The organism is Massilia arenae (assembly GCF_008014745.1).
GTDB lineage: Bacteria > Pseudomonadota > Gammaproteobacteria > Burkholderiales > Burkholderiaceae_D > Telluria > Telluria arenae.
In genome coordinates, this window is sequence record NZ_VPFD01000025.1 from 59,716 (window position 1) to 75,661 (window position 15,946).

Below are 15,946 nucleotides of genomic sequence, written 5' to 3' on the forward strand. Positions count from 1 at the left end.
TCTGGGCAACTGCACCGGCGATCTCGTAAAACACAACGGGGCTTCTCGCCCCGTGCGTCGTCATCAAGACACGGATCGGGTGGCGAACCACCCTGCCCCGAATCTTAGATACGGCGACGCTTCGGCGGACGGCAGCCGTTGTGTGGAACTGGGGTGACGTCCTGGATCTCGGTGATCTTGATGCCGAGGTTGTTCAGAGCGCGCACAGCCGATTCACGGCCTGGGCCTGGGCCCTTGATACGCACTTCCAGGTTCTTCACGCCCGATTCCTGAGCGACCTTGCCTGCAGCTTCGGCAGCGACCTGAGCCGCGAACGGGGTCGATTTGCGCGAACCCTTGAAGCCGGCGCCACCGGAGGTTGCCCACGACAGAGCGTTGCCCTGGCGGTCGGTGATGGTGATGATCGTGTTGTTGAACGAAGCGTGCACGTGGGCGATGCCCTCGGCAACGTTCTTCTTCACTTTCTTGCGCACGCGTGCTGCTGCTGCGCTGCTTTGTTGCTTGGCCATAGTCGGTTCCTAGATTATTTCTTGAGCGATTGAGCTGCCTTGCGCGGACCTTTACGGGTACGAGCATTGGTGCGGGTACGCTGACCGCGGACCGGCAGGCCCTTACGGTGACGCATGCCGCGGTAGCAACCCAAGTCCATCAGACGCTTGATGTTCATGGACAGTTCGCGGCGCAGGTCGCCTTCCACGACAAACTTCGCGACTTCGTCACGCAGCTTCTCGAGTTCGTTATCGTCCAGGTCCTTGACTTTTTTGTTGGTCGCGATACCGGTTGCGTCGCAGATTTTCTGCGAACGCGGACGGCCAACACCGTAGATCGCCGTCAGGCCGATAACAGTGTGCTGATGATTTGGGATGTTAACCCCTGCAATACGTGCCATTCGTTATTCCTCGAAATTAACCTTGACGCTGCTTGTGACGCGGCTCGACGCAGATCACACGGACCACGCCCTTGCGCTTGATGATCTTGCAGTTGCGGCAGATCCGCTTGACTGAAGCGTTAACTTTCATTTTGCACTCTCTTCGGTTCGTTTACTTGATGATGTTTTTTACTTGGTGCGGAACACGATGCGGGCCCGGGACAGGTCATACGGGGTCAACTCCACCGTTACCTTGTCACCCGGGAGGATGCGAATATAGTTCATCCGCATTTTACCCGAGATATGCCCCAGGACCACATGGCCGTTTTCCAGCTTTACGCGGAACGTCGCGTTTGGGAGATTCTCCAGAATTTCCCCTTGCATTTGGATGACGTCGTCTTTTGCCATTCGCTCTATGCACTCCGTCGCTTATCGCGTCGGAACTCCACCCTTGAAGTTGGCCTTCCGCAACAGAGAATCATATTGTTGCGACATGACGTAGTTCTGCACTTGTGCCATGAAGTCCATCGTCACCACCACGATGATCAGGAGCGACGTGCCACCGAAGTAGAAGGGAACCTTCCACTGGGCGGTCATGAACTCCGGCACCAGGCACACCAGGGTGATATAGACTGCACCGGCCAGGGTCAGGCGCATCAGGATCTTGTCGATATAGCGTGCGGTTTGCTCGCCCGGACGGATGCCCGGAACAAACGCGCCGCTCTTCTTCAAGTTATCCGCCGTTTCCTTGCTGTTGAATACCAGCGCGGTGTAGAAGAAGCAGAAGAACACGATCGCCACCGCATACAGCAAAGCGTGGATTGGCTCGCCTGGCGCCATCGACGCCGCCAGATCCTTCAGGAACCCGATCACCGGGCCGGACGAATCCTTGCCGCGAGTGAACCAGTCGACAATCGTCGCCGGGAACAGAATGATCGACGATGCGAAGATCGGCGGGATCACGCCTGCCATGTTCAGCTTCAAGGGCAGGTGGCTGGTTTGGCCACCGTAGATCTTGTTGCCGACCTGACGTTTCGCGTAATTGACCAGGATCTTGCGCTGCCCGCGTTCCACGAACACCACCGCATACGTCACCGCAGCCACCAGGACCACGATCAGGATGGCCGAGAAGCTGCCGATCGAACCGTTCGAGACCAGGGTGAACAAGCCGCCCAGGGCCGAAGGCAGACCTGCTGCGATACCGGCAAAGATGATGATCGAAATGCCGTTGCCAAGACCACGTTCAGTGATCTGCTCGCCCAGCCACATGAGGAACATGGTGCCGGTCAAGAGGGTAACGACGGTCACGAAGCGGAAACCGAGACCAGGGTCGATGACCAGGCCAGGTTGCGCCTCGAGCGCGACTGCGATGCCGAACGCCTGGAACAACGCCAGTGCCACCGTGAAGTAACGGGTGTACTGGGTGATCTTGCGGCGGCCGGCTTCGCCCTCTTTCTTCAACGCCTCGAGTTGCGGCGAGACGATCGATGCAAGCTGCATGATGATCGAAGCCGAAATGTAAGGCATGATGCCGAGCGCGAACACGGTAAAGCGGGACAAGGCGCCACCCGAGAACATGTTGAACATGCCAAGGATGCCGCCCTCGTTCTGCTTGAACAGCGCAGCGAGCTGCACCGGGTCAATCCCGGGAACCGGGATGTGAGCACCGATGCGGTACACGACCAATGCGCCAAGCAAAAACCACAGCCGGCCCCAGGGGAATCCGGAAGCGGCGCTTTTACCAAGTTGTGAATTAGTCGCCAATTTTTGCTCCGATCAGGCAGCGGTCGCTTTACGCGACCGAGCCGCCAGCTGCTTCGATCGCTGCTTTCGCGCCAGCGGTCGCTTTCAGGCCCTTGAGGTTCACCGCTTTGGTGATCTCGCCGGACAGGATGACGCGCACGTCGCGTGCCAGGACCGACAGGATGCCTGCCTGCTTGAGCACCATGATGTCGACATCGCCGACAGCCAGGTTGTTCAGGTCGGACAGACGAACTTCAGCCTTGAAGGTCGCGTTCAGCGATTTGAAGCCACGCTTCGGCAGACGGCGCTGCAGAGGCATCTGACCGCCTTCGAAGCCGACTTTGTGGAAGCCGCCCGAACGCGATTTCTGACCCTTGTGACCACGGCCGGCAGTCTTGCCCAGACCGGAGCCAATGCCGCGACCAACGCGACGCTTGTAGTGCTTGGCGCCGTCAGCTGGTTGAATGGTATTGAGTTCCATTGATTTCTCCGTTCACAAGCCCGAAGGCTTACGAAACAACTTTCACGAGGTACGAGACTTTGTTGATCATGCCACGCACGGATGGGGTGTCTTGCAGCTCGGAGACCGAGTTGACGCGACGCAGGCCCAGGCCGCGCACGGTGGCACGGTGGTCTTGACGGGTACCGATCAGGCCCTTGACGAGCTGAACTTTAACGGTGTTTGCCATGTTATTTCCCCTTAACCGACGATGTCTTCGACCGACTTGCCGCGCTTGGCAGCGATGTCAGCCGCGGTGCTCATCTTCGACAGACCGTCGAGAGTTGCGCGCACCAGGTTGTAAGGATTCGACGAACCGGTCGACTTGGCGACCACGTCGGTCACGCCCATCACTTCGAAGATAGCGCGCATTGCGCCACCAGCGATCACGCCGGTACCAGGTTTCGCTGGCATCATCATGACGCGCGAGGCGCCGTGACGACCGGACACGGTGTGATGCAGGGTACCGTTCTTGAGTGGCACCTTGATCAGGTTGCGGCGGGCTTCTTCCATCGCTTTTTGCACGCCGACTGGAACTTCCTTCGACTTGCCTTTGCCCATGCCGATGCGGCCATCGCCGTCACCGACAACGGTCAGCGCTGCAAAACCCATGATACGACCACCCTTGACCACTTTGGTCACGCGGTTGATCGCGATCATTTTTTCGCGCATGCCATCATCCGGCTTGTCGCTTGCCATTTTCGCTTGCATTTTTGCCATGACGATTCTTCCTTAGAACTTCAGACCGGCTTCACGCGCGGCTTCCGCCAGCGCCTTCACCCGACCGTGGTAACGGAAACCCGAGCGATCGAACGCAACTTCGGTGATTCCTGCTTTCAGTGCTTTCTCTGCGACGCGCTTGCCAACCAGGGCAGCTGCTGCAGCGTTGCCGCCGGCGCCGGTCTGGCCAGCCAGTTCGGCGCGCACTTCCGCTTCCAGGGTCGAAGCCGACACCAGTACTTTTGCGTCCGGGCTGATCAGGTTTGCGTAGATGTGCAGGTTGGTGCGGTGAACCGACAGACGGTTCACGCCCAGCTGGGCAATCTTGATGCGGGTCTGACGGCCACGACGCAGACGGGATTGTTTCTTGTCCATGTCTGCTCCGATTATTTCTTCTTGGTTTCTTTAAGCTTGACCACTTCGTCCGAATAACGGACGCCCTTGCCCTTGTAAGGCTCAGGGGAGCGGTAAGCGCGCACTTCAGCGGCGACCTGGCCGACCTTTTGACGATCGATACCCTTGATCAGGATCTCGGTCGGGGTCGGGGTCGCTGCGGTGACGCCTTCAGGCATCGCGTGCAGGACCGGGTGCGAGAAGCCCAGCGACAGGTTCAGGGCGTTGCCCTGCACTGCTGCCTTGTAGCCCACGCCCACCAGGTTCAGCTTGCGCTCGAAACCCTTGGTGACACCGGTAACCATGTTGTTGACCAGGGCGCGCAGGGTGCCCGACATGGCGTTCGATTCACGCGAATCGTCGATCACGTCGAAGGTCAGCGTGCCATTGTTGTTTTCTACTTTGACCAGGCCGTTCAGGGCTTGGGTCAGGGTGCCCAGCGGGCCCTTGACGGTGATCGACGACGCGTTGATCGCGACTTCGGTACCGGCAGGGACGGCGATTGGCATCTTAGCTACTCGAGACATCGTCTACTCCTTAAGCCACGTAGCAAATCACTTCGCCACCGACACCGGTAGCGCGTGCTTTGCGATCAGTCATGACGCCTTGCGGAGTCGACACGATTGCCACGCCCAGGCCGTTCATGACGGTTGGGATCTCGTCTTTGCCCTTGTAGATACGCAGGCCTGGACGGGACACGCGCTCGAGGCGCTCGATGACCGGACGGCCAGTGTAATACTTCAAACCGATTTTCAGTTCCGATTTGCCGTCAGCCGACGACACTGCGAAATCTTCAATGTAACCCTCGTCCTTCAGGACGTTGGCAATGGCAACCTTGACTTTCGACGACGGCATTGCGACCGTGGTTTTCTGGACGACTTGTGCGTTGCGAATGCGGGTCAGCATATCGGCGATAGGATCGCTCATACTCATTGCATATTCTCCTATTACCAGCTTGCTTTGGTCATACCCGGAATTTCGCCCTTCATGGCGAATTCGCGGAGTTTGGTACGTGCCAGACCGAATTTACGGAAAGTGCCACGTGGACGGCCAGTGATGGCGCAGCGGTTACGCTGACGGGTCGGTGCCGAGTTACGCGGCAGCGCTTGCAGCTTCAGGCGCGCTTCGTAACGTTCTTCTTCCGACTTCGACTGGTCGTCGATGATTGCTTTCAGAGCGGCACGCTTCGGGGCGAATTTCTCCACCAGGTCTGCACGCTTCTGTTCGCGGTTAATCAGTGCAAGTTTTGCCATGCTCTTAGTTCCTGAACGGGAATTTGAAGGCGGCGAGCAGCGCTTTGGCTTCTTCGTCGGTCTTAGCAGTCGTGGTGATCGAGATGTTCATGCCGCGCAGTGCATCGATCTTGTCGTAGTCGATCTCTGGGAAGATGATCTGCTCTTTGACACCGATGTTGTAGTTGCCGCGACCATCGAACGATTTACCATTGACACCGCGGAAGTCACGCACGCGCGGCAGGGCCACGGTGATGAAACGGTCCAGGAATTCGTACATGCGGGCGCCGCGCAGGGTCACCATCGTGCCGATCGGGTAGCCTTCGCGGATCTTGAAACCAGCGATTGCCTTGCGTGCCTTGGTGATCACTGGCTTCTGGCCGGCGATCTTGGTCAGGTCGCCAGTAGCGTGCTCGATGATCTTCTTGTCAGCGACTGCTTCCGACAGACCCATGTTCAGGGTGATCTTGGTCAGGCGTGGCACTTCCATCACCGATTTGTAACCGAATTTCTCGGTCAGCTCGGCGACGACTTTTTCTTTATAAATTGCTTGGAGACGGGCCATTTCTTCTTACCCTTTCACTACTTCGCCGCTCGACTTGAAGACGCGGACTTTTTTGCCGTCCTGGTCTTTGAAGCCAACGCGATCTGCCTTGCCGGTCGCTGCGTTGAACAGCGCGACGTTCGACACGTGAATCGGCATGGTCTTGTCGACGATACCACCAGTAACACCGGTCATCGGGTTAGGCTTGGTCGCTTTTTTAGCGACGTTGACGCCTTCGACGATGACGTGTTCAGCGTCTACACGCTTCTGAACGACGCCACGCTTGCCCTTGTCCTTACCGGCCAGAACGATGACTTCGTCGTTTTTACGAATCTTATCCATGTCGAATCCTTACAGAACTTCAGGTGCCAGCGACACGATCTTCATGAACTTTTCAGTGCGCAGTTCGCGCGTGACTGGTCCGAAGATACGGGTACCGATTGGCTCCAGCTTGGCGTTCAGCAGGACAGCGGCATTGCCGTCGAACTTGACCAGGGAACCATCCTGGCGGCGCACACCTTTGGCGGTACGCACAACCACGGCATTGTAAATTTCACCCTTTTTGACGCGGCCACGTGGGGCTGCGACTTTAACGGTGACCTTGATGATGTCGCCAATGCTCGCGTAACGGCGCTTCGAGCCGCCCAACACCTTGATGCACAGAACTTCCTTGGCACCGGTGTTGTCGGCTACTTCGAGCCGGCTTTCGGTTTGAATCATAGTAGTTTCTTTCCCAACTTAAGCCGTAGAAAACCCCACGGAGAACCGTGGGCCTGCGGTCAGTCTTGGTCCCGCCATGACGCCCCTGCTGGAGCCCCATGTTTGGGTGATGGACTTTCCAAAAACACTTTCGTTACAGGCCGCTGTACCGCGGGGGATAACTGCGGCAACACATGAACGAAGCCCGCTAGTATCTCAGATACCAGCGGGCCACGCAAGACAAATTTTATGGGTACTTACAGTACCTGTGCGACTTGCAACACTTTGGTCACAGTCCACGCTTTCGTCTTCGAGATCGGACGACCTTCTGCGATCTCGACGGTGTCACCGATTTTCGCTTCGTTCGCTTCGTCGTGCGCGTGATACTTGTTCGAGCGCACGATGATCTTGCCGTACAGCGGGTGCTTGACGTGACGTTCGATCAGGACGGTAACCGTCTTGTCCATTTTATCGGACACGACTTTGCCGACCAGCGTACGCTTCAGCGCCGTTTTGATGGTGGTGTCGGTCATTTGGCTTCCTTCGTGTTCATCACAGTCTTCACACGCGCGATATCGCGACGTACTTTTTTCAGCTGCGAAGTGTTACCGAGCTGCTGGGTGGCGACTTGCATGCGCAGACCGAATTGGGCCTTGAGCAGCTCGTTCAGCTCCTTCTGCAGCGCTTCCTGGTCTTTGCCGCGGAGTTCCGATGCTTTCATATTCAACTCCTGTTATTGGCCGACTTGGCGAACCACGAAAGTGGTAGCCAGTGGCAGTTTGGCAGCGGCCAGGCGGAACGCTTCGCGCGCCAGTTCTTCTGCGACGCCGTCCATCTCGTACAGGACTTTGCCTGGCTGGATTTCAGCGACGTAGTACTCTGGATTACCCTTACCGTTACCCATACGGACTTCGGCCGGCTTGTTCGAAATCGGCTTGTCCGGGAAGATACGGATCCAGATACGACCGCCACGCTTGATGTGACGGGTCATGGCGCGACGTGCCGCTTCGATCTGGCGTGCGGTGATACGGCCGCGGGCAACTGCCTTCAGACCGAATTCACCGAACGAGACCGCGGTGCCGCGGGTGTGCGAAATGCCGGTGTTACGGCCTTTCTGCTCTTTACGATACTTCCTGCGCGATGGTTGCAGCATGCTTATTCTCCTGCTTTCTCAGCGGGTGCAGCGGCAGCCGGGGTCGCCAGCTTGACAGCTGGGCGAGCGCGCACGGTTGGCGCGGCAGCTGGACGTGCACCGCCGGCTGGACGTGGACCGCGCGATGGCTTGCCGTCGTCACGACGTGGGCCGCGTGGCTTCTTCTCATCTGGCGGGGTGTCGATGACTGGTGCTTCGCCGGTGACCGAACGGTCGCCCTTGTAGACCCAGACCTTGACGCCGATGATGCCGTAGGTGGTCGATGCTTCGCTGGTGCCGTAGTCGATATCGGCGCGCAGGGTGTGCAGTGGCACACGGCCTTCGCGGTACCATTCGGTACGTGCGATTTCGATGCCGTTCAGGCGGCCCGACGACATGATCTTGATGCCGACGGCGCCCAGGCGCATTGCATTTTGCATTGCGCGCTTCATGGCGCGACGGAACATGATGCGCTTTTCGAGCTGCTGCGAGATCGAGTCGGCGATCAGCTGCGAATCGATCTCTGGCTTGCGGATCTCTTCGATGTTGACGTGCACGGGCACGCCCATGATCTTCGCCAGCGACGTTTTCAGCACTTCGATGTCTTCGCCTTTTTTACCGATCACGACACCAGGACGCGACGAGTAAATGGTGAAGCGTGCGTTCTTGGCAGGACGCTCGATGACGATACGGCCGACCGAAGCGTTCTTCAGCTTCTTTTTCAGGAAAGCGCGCGCTTCCAGGTCTTCCTGCAGCATCGAAGCGAAGTTGCCGTTACCAGCATACCAACGCGACGCCCAGTTACGGGTGACCGCCAGGCGGAAGCCGGTTGGGTGGATTTTCTGACCCATCGTATGACTCCTTAGTTACCGACAGTCACGTAAACGTGACAGGATTGTTTGGAAATGCGATCGCCGCGGCCTTTTGCACGTGCAGTAAAGCGCTTGAGGATCGGGCCCTTTTCGACATAGATCTGAACCACTTTCAGTTCGTCGATGTCGGCGCCATCGTTGTGTTCCGCGTTGGCGATAGCCGACTCGAGAACCTTCTTGATGATGGTCGCGCCTTTTTTCGGGCTGAATTGCAGAATGTTGAGTGCTGCGTCAACTTTCTTGCCACGAATCAGATCGGCGACCAGACGGCCTTTTTGTTCCGAAAGGCGTACGCCTTTGAGGATTGCTTTAGTTTCCATTATCGTTTCGCCTTCTTGTCAGCGGCGTGGCCCTTGAACGTACGGGTCAGCGCGAATTCGCCGAGCTTGTGGCCGACCATGTTCTCCGACACGTACACAGGCACGTGCACTTTGCCATTGTGGACAGCGATCGTCAGACCGATGAAGTCTGGCGAGATCGTCGAGCGGCGCGACCAGGTTTTGACTGGCTTTTTGTCTTTGGTCGCTTGCGCGGTCTCGACTTTTTTCACCAGGTGGGCGTCAATGAACGGCCCTTTTTTCAATGAACGAGTCATTTTTTATCCTTATTTCTTGCCGCGGCGCGAAACGATCATCGACGACGTACGCTTGTTCGAACGCGTACGCTTGCCCTTGGTCTGCTGGCCCCATGGCGACACTGGGTGACGACCGGCTGCAGTTTTACCTTCACCACCACCGTGCGGGTGATCGACCGGGTTCATGACCACACCGCGGACGGTAGGACGAACACCGCGCCAGCGCATCGCGCCAGCCTTACCGATCTTGCGCAGGCTGTGTTCGGCATTGCCGACTTCGCCAACGGTAGCGCGGCACTCGATGTGCACGCGACGGACTTCACCCGAACGCAGGCGAACCTGGGCGTAGGTGCCTTCACGGGCCATCAGCACGACGCCGGCGCCGGCGGTACGGGCCATCTGGGCACCCTTACCTGGCAGCATTTCGACGCAGTTCATCACGGTACCGACCGGGATGTTGCGGATTGGCAGGCAGTTACCGGCCTTGATCGGAGCTTCCGCGCCGTTCATGATCGCGTCGCCGACAGCCATGCCTTTGGTGGCGATGATGTACTGACGCTCGCCGTCCGCGTAGCACAGCAGTGCGATGTGCGCGGTACGGTTCGGGTCGTATTCAATACGCTCGACCTTGGCAGGAATGCCGTCCTTCTGGCGCTTGAAGTCGACCAGACGGTAGTGCTGCTTGTGGCCACCGCCCTTGTGACGGGTGGTGATGTGACCGTTGTTGTTACGGCCGGCAGTTTTCGATTTCTTTTCAACCAGGGCTGCGAGCGGACGACCTTTGTACAGGCCTTCGGTCACAACTTTCACCATGCCGCGACGGCCTGGGGAGGTTGGCTTCATCTTTACGAGTGCCATTATTTAGCCTCCTCGACAAAATTGATTTCCTGGCCTGGCTTCAGGCACACGAAAGCACGCTTGGTGTGGTTGCGACGGCCGGTGAAACGGCCCGAACGCTTTTGCTTGCCTTCGCGGTTCACGGTTTGCACCGATTCCACTTCGACCTTGAACAGCATCTCGACGGCAGCCTTGATTTCTGGCTTGGTCGCGTCAGGCAGGACCTTGAACACGATCTGCTCGTTCTTTTCCGCAACGAAGGTAGCCTTCTCGGAAATGATCGGAGCCAGCAGCACCTTCATCAGGCGCTCTTCGCTGAATTTGATTGCGGCGCTCATGCGTACATCTCCTCGATCTTGGCCAGAGCAGCTTTCGTGACCAGGACTTTTTTGTAGAACACCAGCGACATCGGATCAGCGTGCTTCGGCTCGACGACCAGCACGTGCGGCAGGTTGCGCGATGCCAGGTCGAGGTTCTCATCGATGGTGTCGGTGATCACCAGAACCGATTCCAGGCCCATGGTCTGCAGTTTTTGCGACAGCAGCTTGGTCTTTGGAGCTTCGATCGACAGGTTTTCGACCACGTTCAGGCGGCCTTCGCGAGCCAGTTGCGAGAAGATCGAGCAGATACCTGCACGGAACATCTTCTTGTTAACTTTGTGCGAGAAGTTCTCGTCCGGGGTGTTCGGGAAGATACGACCACCGCCGCGCCACAGAGGCGACGACGACATACCAGCACGAGCGCGGCCGGTACCTTTTTGGCGCCATGGCTTCTTGGTCGTGTGGTGGACTTCTTCACGGTCCTTCTGCTTGCGGTTGCCGCTACGTGCGTTGGCAGCGTAGGCGACGACGATCTGGTGGATCAGGGCTTCGTTGTATTCACGACCGAACACTTCGTCGGTTGCTGCAACGTTGGCGCCAGCTTGACCTTGCTCATTCAGGAGCTTCAGTTCCATGCTTACGCTCCTTTCTTGGCTTTGGTTTTGACAGCTGGCTTGACGACCACTTGGCCGTTCTTCGCGCCAGGAACGGCACCCTTGATCAGCAGCAGCTGACGTTCGGTGTCGATGCGAGCCACTTCCAGGTTCTGCGTGGTGACGGTAACGTCGCCCATGTGACCGGTCATGCGTTTGCCTGGGAACACGCGGCCTGGATCCTGGGCCATACCGATCGAGCCAGGAACGTTGTGCGAACGCGAGTTACCGTGGGTCTGACGACCCGAGGCGAAGTTGTGACGCTTGATGGTACCGGCGTAGCCCTTACCGATCGAGGTGCCTTGCACGTCGATTTTCTGGCCCACTTCGAACAGCGAAGCGGCGATGACATCACCAGCTTTGAGTTCGGCGGCTTTGGTGGAATCGATGCGGAATTCTTTCAGCATCGTACCGGCTTCGACGCCAGCTTTGGCGTAGTGACCGGCAGCAGCTTTGGTCACGCGCGAAGCGCGACGTTGGCCGTAGACGACCTGAACTGCGGTGTAGCCATCAGTTTCAGGGGTTTTGATTTGTGCGACACGGTTGTTCGACACATCCAGCACAGTGACAGGGATCGAATCGCCGTCATCCGTGAAGATACGCATCATGCCAACCTTGCGACCGAGAAGGCCCAAGCTCATTTTTTCTCCATTCCCACCTACGATTGGGCGGGGGTAGTTGAACTACTAAATAATATGGGCAATAAAAGAGGCACCCATACCGAAGCCGGCTAGTATAACGCGCAAAAGGCTTCGGCGCAACAGGAAAAATCGGAGTCGAATCCGGCCTGTTGCGCTTTTCGCAGTATCTGGAGAAAGAAGAATCCACTCTAGCTGAGTGGCACAGAAAAGACACACCGCTGTGTCTTTTCTCTACAGGCTACGACCATTGCTGGGAGCCTGCGATCTGGAAGTCTGGTGGGCGGTGCAGGATTCGAACCTGCGACCCCTTGGATGTCGACCAAGTATTCTAACCAGCTGAACTAACCGCCCGGGGAGCCGAATTATAAGTGCCCGGCTTAAAGTTTTGCAATAGCTTTTTTCGTGTGCTCGTCAATTCCCTGCCGCGCGGAGAACGGCCGCGTCCGCTTCGCCCAAGGAAATCGCGGGTTGAAGATGCCGGCGTGAAATGCTATTGTACAAATGTTTTTCGAGGGAGGGCCGTGTCGCGCGCACCTGGCGCACGTGATTCCGGCAACCATGCCGGCGCTGCCCTCCCTCCTCCGCCTGGCGGTTCCCGACGTGTCGATCGCGCATTCAACTACAAGAGAGCGCCGGTCCCTGTCCCGCCTTTCTCCGGCCCGCGCGCCTCCCCGGCGAGCATCGTGGGCCCAGACCCGGTCCGCCTCCCAACCCCTGGCTATTGGGCGGACGCATCGCTGCAAAGGATGAACAAGAATGACTGTCATTGAAACCCGCCACTGGCCGCGCCAGCTCGATCCCTCACGCCTGGTCCTGGCCACTGACCTCGACGGTACGCTGCTGGCCGGCACCCACGAGGCGCGGCGCCGCATCCGCGAACTGTTTTCCGGCGCCCTGCCTGAGGCGAAGCTGGTGTTCGTCACCGGCCGCGGCCTGGAAACCGTCATTCCCCTGCTGTCCGACCCCACGGTGCCGCGTCCCCACTACATCATCGCCGACGTCGGCGCCACCATCGTCGACGCCGACCTGCGGCCGGTCGAACCGCTGGCACACGAGATCGCGGCGCGCTGGCCGGGCAGCCAGGCGGTACTGAAAGCGCTGGCCGACTTTCCGGAGCTGGTGCGCCAGTCGGTGCCGCAGGAACGCCGGGTCTCCTTCTACGCCACCGAGGATGCCATCACGCCCGCGCTGCGCGCTGCCGTCGACGCCCTCGACTGCGACCTGCTGTTCTCGGCCGGCCGCTACCTGGACGTGCTGCCGCGCGGCGTCGGCAAGGGCGTCGCGGTGCGCCGCCTGGCGGAAGTGGCCGGCTTCGATCCGGCCCATATCGTGGTGGCGGGCGACACCCTGAACGACCTGTCGATGTTCGAGGCGGGTTTCCGCGGCGTGGTGGTCGGCGCCGCCGAACCGGCGCTGGTGCAGGCGGTGCGCAAGATGCCGCGCGTGGTGGTAGCCGACGCCGCCGGCTGCGGCGGCATTCTGCAGGCCTTCGACCGCCACGGCCTGCGCCTGGACGGCGACGCCGCGGCGCATGACGCGACATCCTACGGCGAGGCCGAGCTGGTCATGGTCTATCACCGCCTGCCGTATGACGAAGTGGTGGAAGGCGGCGTGACGTACCAGCGCCGCCCGAAAAGCCCGAACGGCATCATGCCGACCCTGCTCAGCTTTTTCGCCGGCGGCCGCAAGGGCTCGTGGGTCGCCTGGTCGCAGCAGGCCAGCCGGACGCCGGCCGATTTCATCCCGCACGTCGCCGTCGATGCGCAGCGCTACCCGCAGCTCAAGGCGGCCCGGATTCCCCTGACGGCGGACGACATCGACCAGTTCTACAAGAAGTTCTCGAAAGAGGCGTTCTGGCCGATCATCTTCTCCTTTCCCGATAAAGCCGAATTCCGCCAGGACCACTGGGAACGCTTTTTGGAGGTGAACCGCCTGTTCGCCGAACAGACCGCGCGCGAAGCGGCGCCCGGCGCCACCGCCTGGATCCACGACTACAACCTGTGGATGGTGCCGGCCTTCCTGCGCCCGCTGCGCCCTGACCTGACGATCGCCTTCTTCCACCACACCGCCTTCCCGTCTTCCGACGTATTCAACATCCTGCCATGGCGGAACGACATCATCGGCAGCCTGCTGCAGTGCGACTACGTGGGCTTCCACATCCCGCGCTATGTCGAGAACTTCGTCGACGCCGCCCGCTCCTGCGCGCCGGTCGAGGTGCTGGACGCCGTGCCGTGCGCGCCGCGCTACCTGACCTTCGGCTGCGCGCTCGGGGTCGACCGCATGCACACCGCGCTCGAAGTCGGTGGACGCCGGGTCACGCTGGGCGCCCATCCGGTGGGTACCAACGCCGGCCTGATCGCAGACCTGGTCAAGAGCGACGACGTCGGGCGCCAGATCACCGAATGGGACGAGTACCTGGATGGCCGCACCGGCATCATCTCGATCGAGCGCCTCGACTACGTGAAAGGCTCGCTGGAGAAGCTGCAAGCATATGAGCGCATGCTCGAACAGCATCCCGAGCTGCTGGGTAAGGTCATGCTGATCAACATCATCACGCCGGCGGCGTCGGGCATGGAGATCTATGACAGCCTGCGCGAGGAACTCGATCGCGTGGTCGGCCGCATCAACGGCCGCTTCTCGACCCTGGGCTGGGTGCCGGTACGCTACTTCTACCGCTCGCTGCCGTTCGAGGACGTGGTGGCCCATTACGCCGCCTGCGACGTCGCCTGGATCACGCCGCTGCGCGACGGCCTGAACCTGGTGGCGAAGGAATACGTGGCCACCCGCCATGCCGCCGGCCGTCCGGGCACGCTGGTGCTGTCCGAATTCGCCGGCGCCGCCGTCGAGCTGCACGGCGCGCTGCTGGTCAACCCATACGACAGGAACGCGATGAGCGCGACCCTGTACCACGCGCTGACCATGGGCGCCGACGAAGTGGCCTACCGCTCCGGACGCATGGCGGCGATCGTGAACGACCGCGACGTGGCGCGCTGGGGCGACGACTTCCTGGCCGCGCTGGCGGCGCTGCCGGCATCCGGCGCCGACGAGACGGCGGACGAACGCTCCGCCGCCTGAATCTTGAACGTTGATTGAAAGGGAAATACGACAGTGATGGAATACCTCATCCTGAAGAATCCGGTCGCCGACTGGCTGGTCGCGCTCGTCGTGGTGGCCGCTGTCGCGGCCGGACTCGACGCCATCAAATCGATCCTGGCGCGGCGCCTGGCCGTGCTCGCGGCAAGCACCGAGGCCAAATGGGACGATATCGCGGTGGCTGCGCTGCGCTCGACCAAGCTGCTGGTGCTGGTCATCGTCGGCATCTACGCCGGCGCCAGCTTCCTGACGCTGTCCGACAAGGCGCAGCTGTTCATTGGCCGCATCGCCATCACGGCGGTGCTGTTCCAGGTGGCGATCTGGGGCGATCACGCGTTGCGCACCTGGCTCAAGGCCAAGCGCGCCGAGCGCAGCGAAGACCCGGACCGCATCACCTCCTCGGCCGCGATCACCTTCCTGGTGCGGGTACTGCTGTGGGCGGTGGTGGCGCTGATGGTGCTGGACAACCTGGGTGTCAACATCACCACCCTGGTGGCCAGCCTGGGGATCGGCGGCATCGCCATTGCGCTGGCGGTGCAGAGCATCCTGGGCGACCTGTTTGCCTCGCTCTCGATCGTGCTCGACAAGCCGTTCGTGGTGGGCGACTTCATCATCGTCGGCACCATGCTGGGGACGGTGGAAAAGATCGGCCTGAAAACCACCCGGGTGCGCAGCCTCTCCGGCGAGCAGATCGTGTTCTCGAACAACGACCTGCTCACCAGCCGCGTCCAGAACCTGCGCCGCATGGAGTCGCGCCGCGTCGTGTTCCAGTTCGCGGTATCGCATCAGACGCCGGCGCCAGTGCTGCGCGAACTGTCGGAGATGATCAAGGAAATCGTCAGCGCCCAGCCGCAGGTGCGATTCGACCGTGCCCACCTGAACAGCATCGCCGCCCCCAGCTTCAATTACGAGACGGTCTACTACGTCGACAACACGGACTATGCCGTCTATATGACGACGCAGCAGGAGATCTACCTGGCAATCCTCGCCGGGCTCGAAGCGCGCGGGGTTTCGCTGGCGCTGCCGATGCAGACAGTGCACCTGGCCCGCGGGCCGGCGCAGGCCGAACAGCCGGTGGAACAGGCTGCGTGGACCGGCGAGGACGACGCCAAGGCCACGTAAGTTC

General features: G+C 59.9%; 27 protein-coding genes and 1 tRNA gene. 2 read left to right on the forward strand and 26 right to left on the reverse strand.

What is annotated here, in order from left to right; genetic code table 11:
• Positions 1–104 precede the first annotated feature (104 nt).
• From rpsK to FVD38_RS20290, 26 genes are all read right to left on the reverse strand, one after another.
• Positions 105–509, reverse strand: coding sequence for a 30S ribosomal protein S11 (gene rpsK / locus FVD38_RS20165; protein WP_005663404.1), 405 nt, complete (start codon positions 507–509; stop codon positions 105–107).
• Between the two features lie 14 nt (positions 510–523).
• Positions 524–889, reverse strand: coding sequence for a 30S ribosomal protein S13 (gene rpsM, locus FVD38_RS20170; protein ID WP_056337616.1), 366 nt, complete (start codon positions 887–889; stop codon positions 524–526).
• A 16-nt stretch (positions 890–905) separates the two neighbouring features.
• Positions 906–1,019 (reverse strand): 50S ribosomal protein L36, encoded by a 114-nt coding sequence (gene rpmJ, locus FVD38_RS20175; RefSeq protein ID WP_005663407.1) that lies wholly within the window; start codon positions 1,017–1,019, stop codon positions 906–908.
• A 38-nt stretch (positions 1,020–1,057) separates the two neighbouring features.
• Complete coding sequence (gene infA, locus FVD38_RS20180; RefSeq protein WP_005663428.1) at positions 1,058–1,276, reverse strand: translation initiation factor IF-1; 219 nt, start codon at positions 1,274–1,276, stop codon at positions 1,058–1,060.
• Between the two features lie 21 nt (positions 1,277–1,297).
• Positions 1,298–2,632 carry a preprotein translocase subunit SecY gene (gene secY, locus FVD38_RS20185; RefSeq protein ID WP_005663430.1) on the reverse strand — a complete coding sequence of 445 codons (1,335 nt, stop codon included), beginning with the start codon at positions 2,630–2,632 and terminating at the stop codon, positions 1,298–1,300.
• 28 nt (positions 2,633–2,660) lie between these two features.
• Complete coding sequence (gene rplO / locus FVD38_RS20190) at positions 2,661–3,092, reverse strand: 50S ribosomal protein L15 (RefSeq protein ID WP_123069948.1); 432 nt, start codon at positions 3,090–3,092, stop codon at positions 2,661–2,663.
• 28 nt (positions 3,093–3,120) lie between these two features.
• Positions 3,121–3,300: a 50S ribosomal protein L30 gene (gene rpmD, locus FVD38_RS20195; RefSeq protein ID WP_123069947.1), complete on the reverse strand. Its 180-nt coding sequence runs from the start codon at positions 3,298–3,300 to the stop codon at positions 3,121–3,123.
• Positions 3,301–3,311: 11 nt separating this feature from the next.
• The gene (gene rpsE, locus FVD38_RS20200) at positions 3,312–3,830 is read right to left on the reverse strand and encodes a 30S ribosomal protein S5 (RefSeq protein ID WP_005663437.1); all 519 of its coding nucleotides are present in this window, start codon (positions 3,828–3,830) and stop codon (positions 3,312–3,314) included.
• 12 nt (positions 3,831–3,842) lie between these two features.
• Entirely contained in the window at positions 3,843–4,205 is a 363-nt protein-coding gene (gene rplR, locus FVD38_RS20205; RefSeq protein WP_123069946.1) for a 50S ribosomal protein L18, read from the reverse strand.
• A gap of 11 nt (positions 4,206–4,216) precedes the next feature.
• A complete protein-coding gene (gene rplF / locus FVD38_RS20210; RefSeq protein WP_147936466.1) occupies positions 4,217–4,750 on the reverse strand; it encodes a 50S ribosomal protein L6 in 534 nt (177 codons plus the stop codon).
• A gap of 10 nt (positions 4,751–4,760) precedes the next feature.
• On the reverse strand, positions 4,761–5,156 hold the full coding sequence (rpsH, locus tag FVD38_RS20215; RefSeq protein ID WP_123069944.1) for a 30S ribosomal protein S8: 396 nt from the start codon (positions 5,154–5,156) through the stop codon (positions 4,761–4,763).
• Positions 5,157–5,170: 14 nt separating this feature from the next.
• On the reverse strand, positions 5,171–5,476 hold the full coding sequence (gene rpsN, locus FVD38_RS20220) for a 30S ribosomal protein S14 (protein ID WP_123069943.1): 306 nt from the start codon (positions 5,474–5,476) through the stop codon (positions 5,171–5,173).
• A gap of 4 nt (positions 5,477–5,480) precedes the next feature.
• The gene (rplE, locus tag FVD38_RS20225; RefSeq protein WP_123069942.1) at positions 5,481–6,020 is read right to left on the reverse strand and encodes a 50S ribosomal protein L5; all 540 of its coding nucleotides are present in this window, start codon (positions 6,018–6,020) and stop codon (positions 5,481–5,483) included.
• A gap of 6 nt (positions 6,021–6,026) precedes the next feature.
• The gene (rplX, locus tag FVD38_RS20230) at positions 6,027–6,341 is read right to left on the reverse strand and encodes a 50S ribosomal protein L24 (RefSeq protein WP_091877211.1); all 315 of its coding nucleotides are present in this window, start codon (positions 6,339–6,341) and stop codon (positions 6,027–6,029) included.
• A 9-nt stretch (positions 6,342–6,350) separates the two neighbouring features.
• Positions 6,351–6,719, reverse strand: a complete 369-nt coding sequence (gene rplN, locus FVD38_RS20235; RefSeq protein ID WP_005663451.1) for a 50S ribosomal protein L14 — start codon at positions 6,717–6,719, stop codon at positions 6,351–6,353.
• A gap of 236 nt (positions 6,720–6,955) precedes the next feature.
• Positions 6,956–7,231, reverse strand: a complete 276-nt coding sequence (gene rpsQ / locus FVD38_RS20240) for a 30S ribosomal protein S17 (RefSeq protein ID WP_123069941.1) — start codon at positions 7,229–7,231, stop codon at positions 6,956–6,958.
• Positions 7,228–7,419 (reverse strand): 50S ribosomal protein L29, encoded by a 192-nt coding sequence (gene rpmC / locus FVD38_RS20245; RefSeq protein ID WP_123069940.1) that lies wholly within the window; start codon positions 7,417–7,419, stop codon positions 7,228–7,230. Before rpmC ends, rpsQ begins: the two co-directional genes overlap by 4 nt.
• 12 nt (positions 7,420–7,431) lie before the next feature.
• Positions 7,432–7,851, reverse strand: a complete 420-nt coding sequence (gene rplP / locus FVD38_RS20250; RefSeq protein ID WP_005663456.1) for a 50S ribosomal protein L16 — start codon at positions 7,849–7,851, stop codon at positions 7,432–7,434.
• A gap of 2 nt (positions 7,852–7,853) precedes the next feature.
• Positions 7,854–8,681 carry a 30S ribosomal protein S3 gene (rpsC, locus tag FVD38_RS20255; protein WP_123069939.1) on the reverse strand — a complete coding sequence of 276 codons (828 nt, stop codon included), beginning with the start codon at positions 8,679–8,681 and terminating at the stop codon, positions 7,854–7,856.
• Between the two features lie 11 nt (positions 8,682–8,692).
• Positions 8,693–9,025: a 50S ribosomal protein L22 gene (rplV, locus tag FVD38_RS20260; protein WP_170976705.1), complete on the reverse strand. Its 333-nt coding sequence runs from the start codon at positions 9,023–9,025 to the stop codon at positions 8,693–8,695.
• Positions 9,022–9,297 carry a 30S ribosomal protein S19 gene (rpsS, locus tag FVD38_RS20265; RefSeq protein WP_123069938.1) on the reverse strand — a complete coding sequence of 92 codons (276 nt, stop codon included), beginning with the start codon at positions 9,295–9,297 and terminating at the stop codon, positions 9,022–9,024. The genes rplV and rpsS overlap by 4 nt, the downstream gene beginning before the upstream one ends.
• Before the next feature lie 9 nt (positions 9,298–9,306).
• Positions 9,307–10,134, reverse strand: coding sequence for a 50S ribosomal protein L2 (rplB, locus tag FVD38_RS20270; RefSeq protein WP_147936467.1), 828 nt, complete (start codon positions 10,132–10,134; stop codon positions 9,307–9,309).
• A complete protein-coding gene (gene rplW, locus FVD38_RS20275) occupies positions 10,134–10,451 on the reverse strand; it encodes a 50S ribosomal protein L23 (protein ID WP_123069936.1) in 318 nt (105 codons plus the stop codon). Before rplW ends, rplB begins: the two co-directional genes overlap by 1 nt.
• Positions 10,448–11,068 carry a 50S ribosomal protein L4 gene (gene rplD, locus FVD38_RS20280; RefSeq protein ID WP_123069935.1) on the reverse strand — a complete coding sequence of 207 codons (621 nt, stop codon included), beginning with the start codon at positions 11,066–11,068 and terminating at the stop codon, positions 10,448–10,450. Before rplD ends, rplW begins: the two co-directional genes overlap by 4 nt.
• 2 nt (positions 11,069–11,070) lie before the next feature.
• Complete coding sequence (gene rplC, locus FVD38_RS20285) at positions 11,071–11,727, reverse strand: 50S ribosomal protein L3 (RefSeq protein WP_123069934.1); 657 nt, start codon at positions 11,725–11,727, stop codon at positions 11,071–11,073.
• Positions 11,728–12,001: 274 nt separating this feature from the next.
• Positions 12,002–12,078, reverse strand: a tRNA-Val gene (locus FVD38_RS20290).
• A gap of 405 nt (positions 12,079–12,483) precedes the next feature.
• On the opposite strand from FVD38_RS20290, the gene ggpS reads away from it, so the two are divergent.
• Both ggpS and FVD38_RS20300 read left to right on the forward strand, forming a co-directional pair.
• Positions 12,484–14,802, forward strand: coding sequence for a glucosylglycerol-phosphate synthase (gene ggpS, locus FVD38_RS20295; RefSeq protein ID WP_147936468.1), 2,319 nt, complete (start codon positions 12,484–12,486; stop codon positions 14,800–14,802).
• Positions 14,803–14,838: 36 nt separating this feature from the next.
• Positions 14,839–15,942, forward strand: coding sequence for a mechanosensitive ion channel family protein (locus tag FVD38_RS20300; RefSeq protein ID WP_147936469.1), 1,104 nt, complete (start codon positions 14,839–14,841; stop codon positions 15,940–15,942).
• The last annotated feature ends 4 nt before the right edge of the window (positions 15,943–15,946 follow it).